Raw genomic sequence first — 13864 nt, 5'->3', positions numbered from 1 at the left:
GGACGGCGGGCGACCGGAACGGTCAGCGAAGTGACATGGACACGACCTCAAGCGCGACCGTCAGTACAATGGCACATGTCACATGTCTTTAGGAAGCGGCCGTGACGACATTCCTGGAAGGGTCAACGCCCTTGGTTACGGGCGAGCTTGAGGCGTTACGCCCGGCTCGCCGGTTCACCTCGGCGGCCGTCCGCCCACAGCGAGCGGACGTGCGACATATGGCCGAGCATGCAGGCCTCGGCACCCTCGGCGTCCCCGGCGACCACCAGGTCGAGCAGTTCGATGTGCTCCTCGGCCGACGCGGCCAGCTGCCCGGACTCGGCGAGCCGGTTCAGCCCGAAGAGCCGCGAGCGCTTGCGGAGTTCGCCGACCTCCTCGACCAGCCGCCGGTTGCCGGCCAGCCCCAGCAGGGCGAGGTGGAAGCGCCGGTCCGCCTCCAGATAGCCCAGGATGTCGTGGCGGCGGGCGGCCTCGACGATCTCCTCGGCGACCGGCCGCAGCGCCTCCAGCTCCCGGGTCAGGCCCATGCGCGCGATCCGGCCGACGGTGGGGACCTCGATCATCGCGCGCAGCTCGGTGTAGTCGTCCAGGTCCTGGTCGGTCAGCTCGGTGATCCGGAAGCCCTTGTTGCGGACGGCCTCGACCTGGCCCTCGCGGACCAGGTCGAGCATCGCCTCACGTACTGGGGTGGCGGAGACGCCGAACTGGGCGGCCAGCGCGGGCGCCGAGTAGACGGTGCCGGGCCGCAGTTCGCCGGAGACGAGGGCCGCCCGCAGCGCGTGCCCCACCTGGTCGCGCAGGTGCTCCTGCGCCGAGAGGGCGTTGAGCGACGTCAGGCGGGCCATGTGTGTTCCTCCAGCACCGTGCGGAGGGCCAGAATACAATGTGACGTTGGACCTGAACCCGGCGCGGGCTCACAGCAGAAAGCCCTCCGGGAAGGGGTCCTCCGGGTCCAGGAAGTACTGCGCGGTCCCGGTGATCCAGGCCCTCCCCGTGACCGTCGGCACGACGGCGGGCAGCGCGCCCACCGTGGTCTCGCCCACCAGCCGGCCGGTGAACCGGGTGCCGATGAAGGACTCGTTGACGAAGTCCCGGTCCAGCGGGAGTTCGCCCCGGGCGTGCAGCTGGGCCATGCGCGCGGAGGTGCCCGTGCCGCACGGCGAGCGGTCGAACCAGCCGGGGTGGATGGCCATCGCGTGCCGCGAGTGCGCCGCGTCGGAGCCGGGCGCGATCAGCTGGACGTGCTTGAGCCCGTGGATGTCCGGGTCCACCGGATGGACCGGCCGGTCGGTGGCGTTGACGGCCTCCATCAAGGCCAGGCCCGCCGCGAGCAGTTCGTCCTTGCGCGCCCGGTCGAACGGCAGGCCCAGGTCCGCCAGCCGCACCATCGCGTAGAAGTTGCCGCCGTAGGCCAGGTCGTACGGCACCTCACCGAACCCGGGCACCTTCGCGGTGAGGCCGAGCCCGGCGCTGAAGGCCGGCACATTGGTGAGGGTGACGGAGGTGGCGGCCCCGCCCTCGACGCGTACGTCCACGGTGACGAGCCCGGCGGGGGTGTCGAGCCGTACGGTGGTGACCGGTTCGGTGACCGGGACCATGCCGGTCTCCACCAGCACGGTCGCCACCCCGATCGTGCCGTGCCCGCACATCGGCAGGCAGCCGGAGACCTCCATGAACAGCACCCCGAAGTCGGCGTCGGGCCGGGTCGGCGGCTGGAGGACGGCCCCGCTCATCGCGGAGTGGCCGCGCGGCTCGTACATCAGCAGGGTGCGCACCGCGTCCCGGTGCGCCATGAAGTACGCGCGTCGCTCGGCCATGGTGGCGCCGGGGAGCGTGCCGATCCCGCCGGTGATCACGCGGGTGGGCATGCCCTCGGTGTGCGAGTCGACGGCGTGGAAGACGTGGCGGCTGCGCATCCTCCCTCCCCCTCTCAGTCCAGGCCCTCGGCGAGGGCCTTCTCCGTCGCGGCCCGTACGGCGGCCAGGGCATCGGCGTCCAGTGGCAGGCGGGGCGGCCGGGTGGGCCCGCCGTGCCGACCGACGATGTCCATGGACGCCTTGATGGCCTGCACGAACTCCGGCTTGGAGTCCCACCGCAGCAGCGGGTGCAGCCGCCGGTAGAGCGGCAGGGCGCGCTCCAGGTCCCCGGAGACGGCCGCCCGGTACAGCTCCACACAGCCGCGCGGAAGCATGTTGGGGCAGCCGGCGATCCAGCCGACGGCGCCCGCCAGGGCGAGTTCGAGCAGCACGTCGTCGGCACCGACGAGCAGATCGAGCCCGGGCACCTCCTCCGCGATCTCGTACGCCCTGCGGACATCGCCGCTGAACTCCTTGACCGCGACGACCGACCCCTCCGCGTGGAGCTGCCCGAGCAGCCGGGGCGTCAGGTCCACCTTGGTGTCGTACGGGTTGTTGTACGCGACGACGGGCAGCCCGGCCGCCGCGACCTCGGCGTAGTGCGCGCGGACGGCCGCGTCCTCGCAGAGGTAGCCGTTGGGCGGCAGCAGCAGCACGGAGCCGGCCCCGGCCTCGGCGGCCTCCTCGGCGCGGCGCCGGGACTGCGCGCTGTCGTACGAGGAGACCCCGGGCATCACCCTGGCCCCGTCCCCCGCCGCCTCGACCGCGACCCGCACGACCTCCCGGCGCTCCCGGTCGCTGAGGGTCTGGTACTCCCCCAGCGATCCGTTGGGCACCACCCCGTCGCACCCCGCGTCGAGGAGGTCGCGGACGTGCGCGGCGTACGCGTCGAAGTCGACGGACCGGTCCTCGCGCAGGGTGAGAGGCGTTGCGACCATGACACCCCGCCAGGGGGCGTGGGCGCGGGTGGAGTCGGCGGGCATAGGGGCTCCTTCTGGGTGGGTACGGGCGTGCGGCGCGGTGGTACGCGGGGTCACTCGCCCTCGCACCGCGCGGCGCGGGCGAGCGTCGAGAGCGGAACCGGGCAGGCGAGCGGGCGCCGGTCCGGGCCGGCGTCGGGGAGGGCGTCGGAGGTGGCGTCTGCGGACGGCGGGCCGGCCAGGGCCCGGACGGCGAAGCCGCAGGTGCGGCCCTGGCACCAGCCCATGCCGGCCCGGGTGAGCAGCTTGGCGGTGCGGGTGTCGCCCGCGCCCAGCTCGGCGACGGCGGCCCGGACCGTGCCGGCGGTGACCTCCTCGCACCGGCAGACCTCGGTGTCCGGGGCGAGCCACGCGGTCCACGCGGGTCCCGGCCGGTGCACGGCCCCCATCAGCCCGGCGAACCCGCGCATCCGGCGCCGGCGTCGGCGCAGCACCCCCGCGCGGGCCCGGGCCCGCGCGCCCCGCGCGTCGGCGATCACCGAAAGGGCTGCCAACTCCCCCTCGGCCAAGGACAGTCGCACCCCGCCGATGCCCCCTGTCTCACCGGCGGCCCAGACTCCGGGCACGGTGGTGCGCAGCTGCGCGTCGACCTCCAGGAACGCCGAGCCGTCCGTGCCGGTGCGGGTGGCGCAGCCCAGCCCGAGGGCGAGGTCGAGTTGCGGGACGAGGCCGTGGCCGACGGCGAGCGCGTCGCAGTCGATGCGCCGCCCGCTCCCCGGCACGGGGCGCCAGTCGCGGTCGATCCGGCTGACCGTGACCCCTTCCACGCGCTCGGTGCCGTGGACGGCGGTGACGGCCCGGTGCGTCAGCAGCCGCACCCCGTGCCGGGCGAGGCCCGCCCGATGGCGGGCGCCCTCCGCGAGCCGGTCGGGGTTGGCGGCCAGGGTCAGGGGTGCGCGGGCGTACGCCCCGTAGCCGGCGGCCTCCACCAGTGCGGGCACCCGGGCCCCGGCCCTGGCGAGGGAGAGGGCGACGGCCTGGAGCAGCGGACCGCTCCCGGCGACGACGACGCGCCGGCCGGGCAGCACGAGCCCCGACTTGAGCATGGCCTGCGCCCCGGCCGCGCCGACCACGCCGGGCAGGGTCCAGCCGGGGAAGGGGAGTTGGCGCTCGACGGCACCGGTCGCGAGGACGAGGCGGCGGGCGCGCGGGGCGGCCCCCTCGCCGCCGTCGGGGCCGGTGACCGCGTGCAGGGTCCAGTCCTCGCCGGTCCGCGTGACCGCCCAGACCTGGTGGCCGGTGAGATGGCGCACCCGCCCGGTGGTCCGGTGCCGGTCGAGGCGGGCGGTGAGCGCGGTGAACGTGCCCCAGCCGTGGTGCAGGGCCTCGGGGCGGGTGGCGCCGAGACCGGGGGCGGGTGCGCGGTAGTACTGGCCGCCGGGGGCGTCGGCCGCGTCGAGCAGCAGCACGTCGAGCCCGGCGTCGGCGGCGGTGACGGCGGCGGCGAGCCCGGCCGGTCCCGCGCCCACCACGGCGACCTCGGCGCGGTCAGGGGCGGGGTGCGGCATGTCCGTTGCCCTCCTGGGTGGTGACGGCGTCGCCGGGTCGGGCGGGCAGCAGGCAGGCCCGCAGGTTGGGCCGGCCGTTGACGGTGGCCAGGCACTCGAAGCAGGATCCGATCCCGCAGAAGGCGCCCCTGGGCCGCCCGTTGACCCGGGTGGTACGCCAGCTGAGGACGGAGGCGGCCCACAGCGCGGCCGCGATGGTCTGTCCGGGCAGGGCGGGCACCGGGCGCCCGTCGAAGGTGATGTCGAACGCGGGCCCGGGTGCGGCCCCGGCAAGCCCGGACGGGGTGCGGGCGGGGTCACGTCGGCGTGCGCGTCTCACCGGGTCTCCTGTCTCGTGGATCGGGCGGGCGGGCGGTACGGGGAGGGTCCGGCGGGTCACCCGCCCCCGGTGTCCGCCCCGAAGCGGTCCGGCCGGAACGGCTCCGCGTCCAGGGGTGGTTCCTCGCCCCGGATCGCCGCCGTGACCAGGGCCGCCGTCGCCGGGGCGAGGCCGATGCCCGCGCCCTCGTGGCCGCAGGCGTGGAAGAGCCCGGGGACCCGGCGGTCGGGCCCGATGGCGGGGAGGTGGTCGGGGAGGTACGGGCGGAAGCCGTGGTAGGCGCGGAGCACCCGGGCGGTTCCGAGGACCGGGAACAGCGCGGCGGCCGCCTCGGCCAGCCTGCTGATCACCGGCACGGACAGGGTGCGGTCGAAGCCGACCCGTTCGCGGCTGGCGCCGATGAGGACGGGCCCGGCGGGGGTGCCCTCCACGACCGGTGACGTCTGAAGGGCGGCCGACGCGCTGGACACATCGGCCACGTACTCGGCGGCGTACACCTTGTGCCGGATCAGCGGCGGCAGCGGCTCGGTCACCAGGACGAACCCGCGCCGGGGCAGGACGGGCAGCTCCACCCCGGCCAGCGCGGCGAACTCCCCGCCCCGTACGCCCGTCGCGTTGACCACGGCCGGGGCGAGCAGATCACCGGCCCCGGTGCGGACGCCGCGCACCGCGCCCGTGGGGCCGGTGAGCACGGCGGTGACCTGGCGGCCGGCGTGCAGGGCCGCCCCGGCGTCGCGGGCGGCGCGGATCAGGTGGGCGGCGGCGCGGGCGGGCTGGACCTGGGCGTCCTCCGGGTAGAGGACGCCGCCCGCGAGACCGGGGGCCAGGTGCGGTTCCAGTTCGGGCAGTTCGTGCGGGGCGACGGCGGTGGTGCGTACCCCTGCCCCGGACTGTCCGGCGGCGGTCGCGGTCAGGGTCGCGAGGGACCGCTCTTCCGCCGCGACGACGAGGCCGCCCTTCCGCTCGTACTCGATCGCGGAGGGCAGCACCTCGGACAGCTCGCGCCAGAGGGCGGCGGAGAACCGGGCGAGGTCGAGTTCGGGCCCGGGCGGCTTGTCGGAGACCAGGAGGTTCCCCTCCCCCGCCCCGGTGGTGCCGCCGGCGACCGGTCCGCCGTCCACCACGGCGACCGAGAGGCCGGACCGGGTGGCGTAGTACGCGCAGGCGGCGCCGACGACACCGGCTCCGACGACGACAACATCCAGAGGCTGTCTCGTGAACACGCCAGTAATATGTCACATGGCTCTGAGGGTGCCAAGAGCGCGTCGTGCGAGCCTTTATGACGTCTGATCAGTTCACGGCCGGGGCATGTTCCGGAGGTTGGAGCGGGCCATCTGGAGCATCCGGCCGACTCCACCGTCGAGCACGATCTTGCTGGCGGACAGGGCGAAGCCGGTCACCATGTCCGCGCTGATCTTCGGCGGGATGGAGAGCGCGTTGGGGTCGGTGACGACATCGACCAGCGCCGGACCCTTGTGCTTGAAGGCGTCCTTGAGCGCGCTCGTCAGTTCCTTCGGCTTCTCGACGCGTACGCCGTACGCCCCCGCCGCGCGCGCCACGGCCGCGAAGTCCGGGTTCTTGTAGGTCGTCCCGAACGACGGCAGACCGCCGACCAGCATCTCCAACTCGACCATTCCCAGAGAGGAGTTGTTGAAGAGGACGACCTTGACCGGCAGGTTGTACTGGACGAGGGTCAGGAAGTCGCCCATGAGCATGGTGAATCCACCGTCGCCCGACATCGAGACGACCTGCCGGTTGCGGTCGGTGAACTGGGCGCCGATGGCCTGCGGCAGCGCGTTGGCCATCGAGCCGTGGCTGAACGAACCGATCACCCGGCGCTTGCCGTTGGGCGTCAGATAGCGGGCCGCCCAGACGTTGCACATGCCGGTGTCGACGGTGAACACGGCGTCGTCGTCCGCGAGTTCGTCCAGCACCGAGGCCACGTACTCGGGATGGATCGGGACGTGCTTCTCGACCTTGCGGGTGTACGCCTTGACCACGCCCTCCAGGGCGTCGGCGTGCTTCTTGAGCATCCGGTCGAGGAACTTGCGGTCGGTCTTCGCCTTCACCCGGGGCGTCAGACAGCGCAGCGTCTCACGGACGTCGCCCCAGACCGCCAGGTCCAGCTTGGTGCGCCGGCCGAGGTGCTCCGGCCGCACATCGACCTGCACGATCTTCACGTCGTCGGGCAGGAAGGCGTTGTACGGGAAGTCGGTGCCGAGCAGGATCAGCAGATCGCACTCGTGGGTGGCCTCGTAGGCGGCGCCGTAGCCGAGCAGCCCGCTCATGCCGACGTCGTACGGGTTGTCGTACTGGATCCACTCCTTGCCGCGCAGGGCGTGCCCCACCGGGGACTTGATCCGCTCGGCGAACTCCATGACCTCGGCGTGCGCGCCCGCCGTGCCGCTGCCGCAGAACAGCGTCACCCGTTTGGCCTCGTCCACCATCCGGCACAGCTTCTCGATCTCGGCGTCACCGGGCCGCACGGTGGGGCGCGAGGTGACCAGGGCGTGTTCGGGAGACCGTTCCGGCGCGGGCTGCCCGGCGATGTCGCCCGGCATGGTCACGACGCTGACCCCGCCCTGGCCGACCGCGTGCTGGATGGCGGTCTGGAGCAGCCGGGGCATCTGCTGCGGGTTGGAGATCATCTCGTTGTAGTGGCTGCACTCCTGGAAGAGCAGCTCGGGGTGGGTCGCCTGGAAGTAATTGAGGCCGATCTCGCTGGACGGGATGTGCGAGGCCAGCGCGAGCACCGGGGCCATGGAGCGGTGGGCGTCGTACAGCCCGTTGATGAGGTGCAGGTTGCCGGGCCCGCACGACCCGGCGCAGGCCGCCAGGTCGCCGGTGATCTGCGCCTCCGCGCCGGCCGCGAACGCCGCCGTCTCCTCGTGCCTGACCTGGATCCACTCCATGTCCGAGCGCCGCCGCACGGCGTCGACGACCGGGTTGAGGCTGTCCCCGACGACTCCGTACAGGCGTTTGACGCCCGCGCGGGCGAGGATGTCGACGAACTGCTCCGACACGTTCTGCTTGGCCATGGGTGACGCACTCCCTCTGCCTGTGCTCCGTGCACGTCCGGCTGTCCGGGACGCGGGGCGTCAAACCCCGGGCCAGGACGGTTTCCGGAATCCATCAACCCATGGCGTGCGCGGTTACGCCTCCCAGACACCGACCGCCGTCCGGTCGTCCGCGTACCCCTTCACGCGGATCTGGGTGTCCGCGAGGAACGCCCCGAGCCCCGGTGCCTCCACCGGCGACCAGCGCGTGGCCAGCTCGGCGGCCAGCTCCGGTTCGCCGCGCAGCGGTTCGGCGAGGCCGGCCCCGCACAGCAGCAGGGTGTCCCCCGGCCGGGCGACGGAGGCGCGGAAGCGGAACGGTTCGGCAGGGGGCGGGAGCGGGTCCTCGACATACGGGGCGGGGCCCGTGACGATGTCCAGGTCCATGGTCAGCCGGTCCCCGTCGGGCCCGCTCTCGGGCGGGCTCCCCGGCGCGGAGGAGCCGAAGCCGACCACGGGCTCCCCGCTCAGCGCGGCGGGCGGCGGCAGCGCCGGTTCCAGGTCGTGCCAGCTGCCGTCGCGCAGCCGGAAGAGGCCGCCGGCGCCGATGCCGAAGAAGACCCGGGTGCGGCAGTCCGGGTCGGCGGACAGCAGCAGGCAGCGCAGGCTCGCGGTGTACGCGTCCGGTTCCAGGCCCCGTTCGGCGGCGCGGGCGCGCAGCTTGCCGAAGGCGCGGTCGGTGAGCCGGTGGAGCCCGGACTTCAGATCGGCGCGGCGGCCCGCCCTTATGTCGTCGGAGAGCCGGGCGTGGCTGCGCCCGACCGCCTCGCCGATCCAGTGGCAGGCGTCCGCCGCCGCCGTGTGCGCCCCCTCCGCGCCCCGGGACGCGCCCGCGACGGCCACCAGCACCAGCGCGCTCTCCCCGCCGCCGAAGCGCGCCGTCAGCAGCGCGTCCCGGCGCGGCTCGCCCCGGAACCGGGCCGAGTCACCGCGTACGGACGTGGCGCGCAGCGTGTACGTGCCGTAGGTGGCACCGTCCAGCACCGTGTCCGGGACGACACGGTCGAGTTCGTACGGGTCGGTGGCGGGCAGCGCCGTGGGCTCGGCGTCGTAGGTGGGCGGCCGGGCCCCGACGTGGGCGACCCGGGGCCGGGGCACACCGGCCGGCTCCTCCGGCGCCTCGTCCGGGGCGGGTTCGTCCGCCTCGGCCCGCTCGCCGACGGGCCGCCCGGGCAGCGGAGGCGCTTCGCGCCCGGCGTGGACACGGGGGTCCTCCGGGGCGGGCGGCTCGGGGTCCGGCGGCGGGGGCTCGGGGGCCGGTGGGCCCGGAAAGGTGCGCGGGAGCGCGGGCCCGGTCATCGGCTCCCACGGCGCGCGGGCGGCCGGCTCCGGCGGTGTCTTCCCCGGCGGCCGCGCGACCACGCCCGGCGAGGCGTCCGGCCCCGTGTCCGCACCCCGGGTGACCGCCGCCGGCCCCACCGGCCACGGCTCCTCCCTGGGCTCGGGTATCTCCACCGGCGTCCTGGCGGCCGCGCTCTTCTCGGACGCCACCGTGCCGGACGCCGAGTCGAAGCGGTCGTCCAGACTGTCGGCGGCCTGGGCCGCCCCCGTGTCCGGGGCGGAATCGTCGTACAGCCTGCGCCACCAGTCGTCCTCGTGGGCCGCGGGCCTCTCCCCCTGCTGACTCATGTCCTTATTGTCGACCGCGGGGGCCGTACGAAAACGGGCATCCGGAAAATGGGTCGGCCGGGCGGCCCCACCCCCCACGGGAAGGACGCCCGGCTGACCGGTACGGGAAGCGGTTGCCGGACAGGGCCGCCGGTCCCGCTGTGCCGCCACATTGGCAGAGTGGCGCACGGTACGGCGATGATGTGCCGTGGCGAGATCACGCCGTGGCGCCTTTTCGCCACACGGGGTGCGCCGTACGCGTACGCACTGGTCCGGGGAGGGGTCGGGGATGCTGGCAGCCATAGGTCTCGACGAGCGGCAGGAATCGGCCTACCGCGCACTGGTGGCGCTGGGGGCCGCCGAGGTGTCCGACCTCTCGCACCGGCTGGCGCTCCCCGAGCCGGACACCGAACGGGCGCTGCGCCGGCTGGAGCAGCACGGCCTGGCCGCCCAGTCCTCCGCGCGCACGGGCCGCTGGGTCGCGGCCCCGCCCGGCGTCGCGCTCGGGGCCCTGCTCACCCAGCAGCGCCATCAGCTGGAGCAGGCCGAGCTGGCGGCGGTGCTGCTCGCCGAGGAGTACCGGGCCGACGCCGCCGAACCGGCCGTCCACGACTTGGTCGAGGTCGTCACCGGGGCGAGCGCGGTCGCCCACCGCTTCCATCAGCTCCAGCTGGGCGCGACGAGCGAGGTGTGCGCGCTGGTCACCGGGAAGCCGATCGCGGTCAGCGGCCTGGACAACGAGTCGGAGGAGGAGGCCGCCACGCGCGGTGTCTCGTTCCGGGTGGTCGTGGAGCGCGAGGTGCTGGGCCTGGAGTCCGGGATCGTGGAGCTGTCGGCGGCGCTCAGCCGCAACGAGCAGTGCCGGGTGGTCCCCCGGGTCCCGACGAAGCTGGTGATCGCCGACCGGGCGCTGGCCATGGTGCCGCTGACCGGCCGGGGCGCGGAGCCGGCCGCGCTGGTCGTACACGCCTCGGGTCTGCTGGAATCGCTGACCGGGCTCTTCGAGGCGGTGTGGCGGGAGGCCATGCCGTTGCGGCTCGGCGAGAGCGGCGCGGTCCTGGAGGAGCCGGGCGGCCCGGACCCGACGGATCTGGAGATCCTGTCGCTGCTGCTGGCCGGCCTGACCGACGCGAGCGTCGCCAAGCAGCTGGACCTGGGCCTGCGGACCGTGCAGCGCCGGGTCAAGGGCCTGATGGAGCTGACCGGCGTCTCCACCCGCCTCCAGCTCGGCTGGCACGCGTACGAACGGGGCTGGGTGGCGCGTTAGTCCCCTGGTCAGAACGGGCGGGACCCGGTGGACTCCGGCACGCTGGTCAGATGAGTGTGTGGCAGCTCGTCGCCGTCGGACTGGTGATGCTGCTCGGCCTGATCGGTGTGCTGGTGCCGGGCGTGCCGGGACAGGCGATCGTCTGGGCCGCCGTCCTGTGGTGGGCGTTCACCGACACGACCCCGACCGCGTGGGCCGTACTGATCGGCGCCACCGCGCTGCTGCTGCTCAACCAGGCGCTCAAACCGCTGCTGCCGCCGCGCCGGCCCCGTGAGTCGGGGGCCCCGCGCCGGACGCTGCTGCTGGGCGGGGTCGGTGCCATCGTCGGCTTCTTCGTGCTGCCCGTCGTCGGGGCGGTCGTGGGATACGTCGGGGTGATCTTCGGAGCGGAACGGCTGCGCCTCGGCAGCCGGGGCGCGGGCTGGGCGTCGGTCCGCTCGGTGATGCGGGCGACCGGCTACTCGGTGCTCGTGGAGCTCTTCGCGTGCCTGCTGGTGACGGGCGCCTGGCTGGCCGCGCTGATCTGGGGCTGAGCCGCGCGCCGCGCCCGCCGCACCCCGTACGAGCGCCAGGGGCGCCAGCCGCTCGCGCCCGGGGTGCCGTACGGGTCCACGTCCGGGTCGCCCAGGCCGCGCATCCGGATCAGCGCGGCGGTGGCCGGGCCGATGCCGGGCAGCCGGCGGAGCGCCTGTTCGGCCTCGTCGCGGTCGGCGCCCGCGTCCAGGCGTACGGTGCCGTCGGCGAGCGCGGTCGCCAGGGCCCGCAGGGCCGGGTCACCGGCCGCCTCGGCGAGCACGGCCGCCTCGGGGAAGACGTGGGTCAGCGCGCCGCACGGCACGTCCAGCGCCTTGCCGTACGTCTCGACCAGCGCCTCCGCCGCCGCGTCGCCCACCAGCGCCCGCACGGCGAACTCCTCGGCGTCGGCCGCGCCCGGTGAGCGCACGCCCGGCCGGGCCGCGACGTCCGGGGCGAGCGCGGGGTCGGCGGACAGCAGCTCGTCCACGGCGTACGGGTCGGCGTCCAGGTCGAGGAGCCGGCGCAGCCGCTGGACGGCGGTGGTCAGGTCGCGCAGGTCGGTGAGGTGGATGCGGGCGTCCAGCCAGTTCCCGCCGGACCGTTCGTCCACGGAGGTGACGGCGGTGCCGTACGGGAGGCGCAGCGTGCGCCGGTAGGTACGGCGGCCGGGCTCCCCCGCGATCTCCTCGACGCGGGCGACCGGACCGGCGGCGAGCAGGTCGAAGACGTCACCGGCGGCGTACGGCCCCCGGTGGGCGAGCCGGAGCGGGATACCGGTGGTGCCGGCCTGGCGGACCGCGATGCCCAGCCCCGTACCGGCCTCGGCGCGCAGGGCGCTCGGGGTGCGGGCGTAGATCTGCCGGACGGTGTCGTTGAACTGGCGCAGGCTGCCGAACCCGGCCGCGAAGGCGATCTCGGTGACCGGCAGGGCCGTGGTCTGGAGCAGGATCCGGGCGGTGTGGGCGCGCTGGGCGCGGGCCAGGGCGACGGGTCCGGCGCCCAGTTCCGCGTTGAGCTGGCGCTGCACCTGGCGGGAGCTGTAGCCGAGCCGGCCGGCGAGGCCGGGGACGCCTTCCCGGTCCACCACGCCGTCGCCGATCATCCGCATGGCGCGCCCGACGACATCGGCCCGGACGTTCCACTCGGCGGAGCCGGGGACGGCGTCCGGGCGGCAGCGGCGGCACGCCCGGAAGCCCTGGGTCTGGGCGGCCGCCGCCGTGGGATAGAAGCGGACGTTCTTCCGCTTGGGGGTGACGGCGGGGCAGCTGGGCCGGCAGTAGATGCCGGTCGTCTCGACGGCGAAGAAGAACTCGCCGTCGAAACGGGCGTCGCGGCTGCTGACCGCCTCGTACCTGGTCTCTTCGTCCATCACACCGTCCAGTGTGCGCCCCGCCGGGCCCCGTCACTCGCGGTTTTCGGACGTCGACCAGGGGGCCCGGCTACCGGATGCGGCCGCGCTTGGCGTCCATCGCGGCCCGGCCCTCGGCCCCCTTCCGCTTCCAGTCGCGCAGGATCTCGGACCGGACCCGGGCGTCGGTCTTGGCGGCCATGCGCTGGTTCTCGCGCTGGAGCTTGCGGTAGCTGTCGAAGCGGCGCTCGGGCAGGGTGCCGTCCTCGATCGCCTCCCGCACGGCGCAGCCGGGCTCCGTCTCGTGGGCGCAGTCGTGGAACCGGCAGCCTTCGGCCAGCTCCTCGATCTCGGAGAAGACCTGGCCGACGCCGACCCCGGCGTCCCAGAGGCCGACCCCGCGCAGTCCGGGGGTGTCGATGAGGACCCCGCCGGTGGGCAGCACGAGGAGGTTGCGGGTGGTGGTGGTGTGCCGGCCCTTGCCGTCCACGTCGCGGGCGGCCTGGACCTCCATCACGTCCTGGCCGAGCAGCGTGTTGGCGAGGGTGGACTTGCCGGCGCCGGACGCCCCGAGCAGCACACTCGTACCGCCGGAGACGATGGCGGAGAACACGTCGACGCCCTCGCCGGTGGCGGAGCTGACCGGGAGCACCTGCACACCGGGCGCGATGTGTTCGATGTCCTGCACGAGGTGGGAGAGGGTGACCGCGTCCGGGACCAGGTCGGCCTTGGTGAGGACGACGACCGGTTCGGCGGCCCGCTCGCCCGCCCCGGCGGCGTCGCCGAGCAGCGCGTCACCGGCGGAGCTGGACATGGCGAGGGCCAGGAACCGCTCGACGCGGCCCAGGTCCAGCTCCACGGCCAGCGAGACGCAGATGACGATGTGGTCGACGTTGGTGGCGAGCACCTGGCCCTCGGAGCGCTTGGACGAGGTGGAGCGTACGAAGGCGGTGCGCCGCGGCAGCAGCGTACGGACGAACCGCGGGTCGCCGCCGGCGTCGACGGCCGCCCAGTCGCCGGTGCAGATGATCCGCATCGGGTCGCGCGGCACGACGAAGGCGGTGTCCGCCCAGATGGTGCCCTCGGGCGTGACGATGTCGCAGCGCCCGCGGTCCACCCGGACCACGCGTCCGGGCACCAGTCCCTGGGCGGCGTACGGGGCGAACTCGGCGGCCCAGTCGTCGTCCCAGCCGTACGCGGCGAGCGGGTGCGAAGCGGTGGAGAGGGAGGAGGAGAAAGCGGAGGAGGACGGGAGAGACAAGGGAAACCCTTCACAGGGTGGCCCGGCGGTGCGCGTGAGGCGCGAAGAGGTCAGCCGGTGGCCACGGAGGTGACAAAGAGGAACTTCGACTCGTGGGCAGCGCCCACCGCAACGACCGTCGTCAATGTCCTCACCTCCGCATTCG

12 protein-coding genes are annotated in these 13864 nt (G+C 74.5%); 2 read left to right on the top strand and 10 right to left on the bottom strand.

Annotation, left to right across the window (positions count from 1 at the left end; translation table 11 throughout):
- Positions 1–155: 155 nt before the first annotated feature.
- The 8 genes from ACIQZN_RS20500 to ACIQZN_RS20465 all read right to left on the bottom strand — a co-directional run bounded on the left by ACIQZN_RS20500 (position 156) and on the right by ACIQZN_RS20465 (position 9348).
- Entirely contained in the window at positions 156–845 is a 690-nt protein-coding gene (locus ACIQZN_RS20500) for a GntR family transcriptional regulator (protein WP_403995583.1), read from the bottom strand.
- A 69-nt stretch (positions 846–914) separates the two neighbouring features.
- Positions 915–1916: a proline racemase family protein gene (locus ACIQZN_RS20495; protein WP_403995580.1), complete on the bottom strand. Its 1002-nt coding sequence runs from the start codon at positions 1914–1916 to the stop codon at positions 915–917.
- Positions 1917–1930: 14 nt separating this feature from the next.
- The gene (locus ACIQZN_RS20490; protein WP_403995578.1) at positions 1931–2839 is read right to left on the bottom strand and encodes a dihydrodipicolinate synthase family protein; all 909 of its coding nucleotides are present in this window, start codon (positions 2837–2839) and stop codon (positions 1931–1933) included.
- Positions 2840–2889: 50 nt separating this feature from the next.
- Positions 2890–4344: an NAD(P)/FAD-dependent oxidoreductase gene (locus ACIQZN_RS20485; protein ID WP_403995575.1), complete on the bottom strand. Its 1455-nt coding sequence runs from the start codon at positions 4342–4344 to the stop codon at positions 2890–2892.
- Positions 4325–4663: a (2Fe-2S)-binding protein gene (locus ACIQZN_RS20480; RefSeq protein WP_403995572.1), complete on the bottom strand. Its 339-nt coding sequence runs from the start codon at positions 4661–4663 to the stop codon at positions 4325–4327. The genes ACIQZN_RS20485 and ACIQZN_RS20480 overlap by 20 nt, the downstream gene beginning before the upstream one ends.
- Before the next feature lie 56 nt (positions 4664–4719).
- On the bottom strand, positions 4720–5886 hold the full coding sequence (locus ACIQZN_RS20475) for an NAD(P)/FAD-dependent oxidoreductase (protein WP_403995569.1): 1167 nt from the start codon (positions 5884–5886) through the stop codon (positions 4720–4722).
- Positions 5887–5958: 72 nt separating this feature from the next.
- Positions 5959–7701 carry a pyruvate dehydrogenase gene (locus ACIQZN_RS20470; protein ID WP_403995566.1) on the bottom strand — a complete coding sequence of 581 codons (1743 nt, stop codon included), beginning with the start codon at positions 7699–7701 and terminating at the stop codon, positions 5959–5961.
- A gap of 114 nt (positions 7702–7815) precedes the next feature.
- Entirely contained in the window at positions 7816–9348 is a 1533-nt protein-coding gene (locus ACIQZN_RS20465) for a protein phosphatase 2C domain-containing protein (protein WP_403995563.1), read from the bottom strand.
- 268 nt (positions 9349–9616) lie between these two features.
- Here ACIQZN_RS20465 and ACIQZN_RS20460 point away from each other — a divergent pair, with 268 nt between their 5' ends.
- Positions 9617–10594, top strand: coding sequence for a helix-turn-helix domain-containing protein (locus ACIQZN_RS20460; RefSeq protein WP_403995560.1), 978 nt, complete (start codon positions 9617–9619; stop codon positions 10592–10594).
- 50 nt (positions 10595–10644) lie between these two features.
- A complete protein-coding gene (locus ACIQZN_RS20455; protein ID WP_403995557.1) occupies positions 10645–11127 on the top strand; it encodes a DUF456 domain-containing protein in 483 nt (160 codons plus the stop codon).
- On the opposite strand, the gene ACIQZN_RS20450 is transcribed toward ACIQZN_RS20455, so the two are convergent.
- Both ACIQZN_RS20450 and rsgA read right to left on the bottom strand, forming a co-directional pair.
- Complete coding sequence (locus ACIQZN_RS20450) at positions 11052–12479, bottom strand: DNA-3-methyladenine glycosylase 2 family protein (RefSeq protein ID WP_403995670.1); 1428 nt, start codon at positions 12477–12479, stop codon at positions 11052–11054. The two genes, ACIQZN_RS20455 and ACIQZN_RS20450, sit on opposite strands and share 76 nt — an antisense overlap.
- 70 nt (positions 12480–12549) lie before the next feature.
- Positions 12550–13719 carry a ribosome small subunit-dependent GTPase A gene (gene rsgA / locus ACIQZN_RS20445; RefSeq protein ID WP_403995554.1) on the bottom strand — a complete coding sequence of 390 codons (1170 nt, stop codon included), beginning with the start codon at positions 13717–13719 and terminating at the stop codon, positions 12550–12552.
- Between the last annotated feature and the right edge of the window lie 145 nt (positions 13720–13864).

The sequence above is a fragment of the Streptomyces sp. NPDC097595 genome (assembly GCF_044761525.1).
GTDB classification, from domain to species: domain Bacteria; phylum Actinomycetota; class Actinomycetes; order Streptomycetales; family Streptomycetaceae; genus Streptomyces; species Streptomyces drozdowiczii_A.
The sequence above is the reverse complement of the archived record's forward strand: the minus strand, read 5'-3'. Positions and strand labels throughout refer to the sequence as shown.

What these genes read in the sequence shown, in the direction of transcription:
- ACIQZN_RS20500 (WP_403995583.1), bottom strand. Translation starts at nt 845, where the DNA reads ATGGCCCGCCTGACGTCGCTCAACGCCCTCTCGGCGCAGGAGCACCTG.
- ACIQZN_RS20495 (WP_403995580.1), bottom strand. Translation starts at nt 1,916, where the DNA reads ATGCGCAGCCGCCACGTCTTCCACGCCGTCGACTCGCACACCGAGGGC.
- ACIQZN_RS20490 (WP_403995578.1), bottom strand. Translation starts at nt 2,839, where the DNA reads ATGCCCGCCGACTCCACCCGCGCCCACGCCCCCTGGCGGGGTGTCATG.
- ACIQZN_RS20485 (WP_403995575.1), bottom strand. Translation starts at nt 4,344, where the DNA reads ATGCCGCACCCCGCCCCTGACCGCGCCGAGGTCGCCGTGGTGGGCGCG.
- ACIQZN_RS20470 (WP_403995566.1), bottom strand. Translation starts at nt 7,701, where the DNA reads ATGGCCAAGCAGAACGTGTCGGAGCAGTTCGTCGACATCCTCGCCCGC.
- ACIQZN_RS20465 (WP_403995563.1), bottom strand. Translation starts at nt 9,348, where the DNA reads ATGAGTCAGCAGGGGGAGAGGCCCGCGGCCCACGAGGACGACTGGTGG.
- ACIQZN_RS20460 (WP_403995560.1), top strand. Translation starts at nt 9,617, where the DNA reads ATGCTGGCAGCCATAGGTCTCGACGAGCGGCAGGAATCGGCCTACCGC.
- ACIQZN_RS20455 (WP_403995557.1), top strand. Translation starts at nt 10,645, where the DNA reads ATGAGTGTGTGGCAGCTCGTCGCCGTCGGACTGGTGATGCTGCTCGGC.
- ACIQZN_RS20450 (WP_403995670.1), bottom strand. Translation starts at nt 12,479, where the DNA reads ATGGACGAAGAGACCAGGTACGAGGCGGTCAGCAGCCGCGACGCCCGT.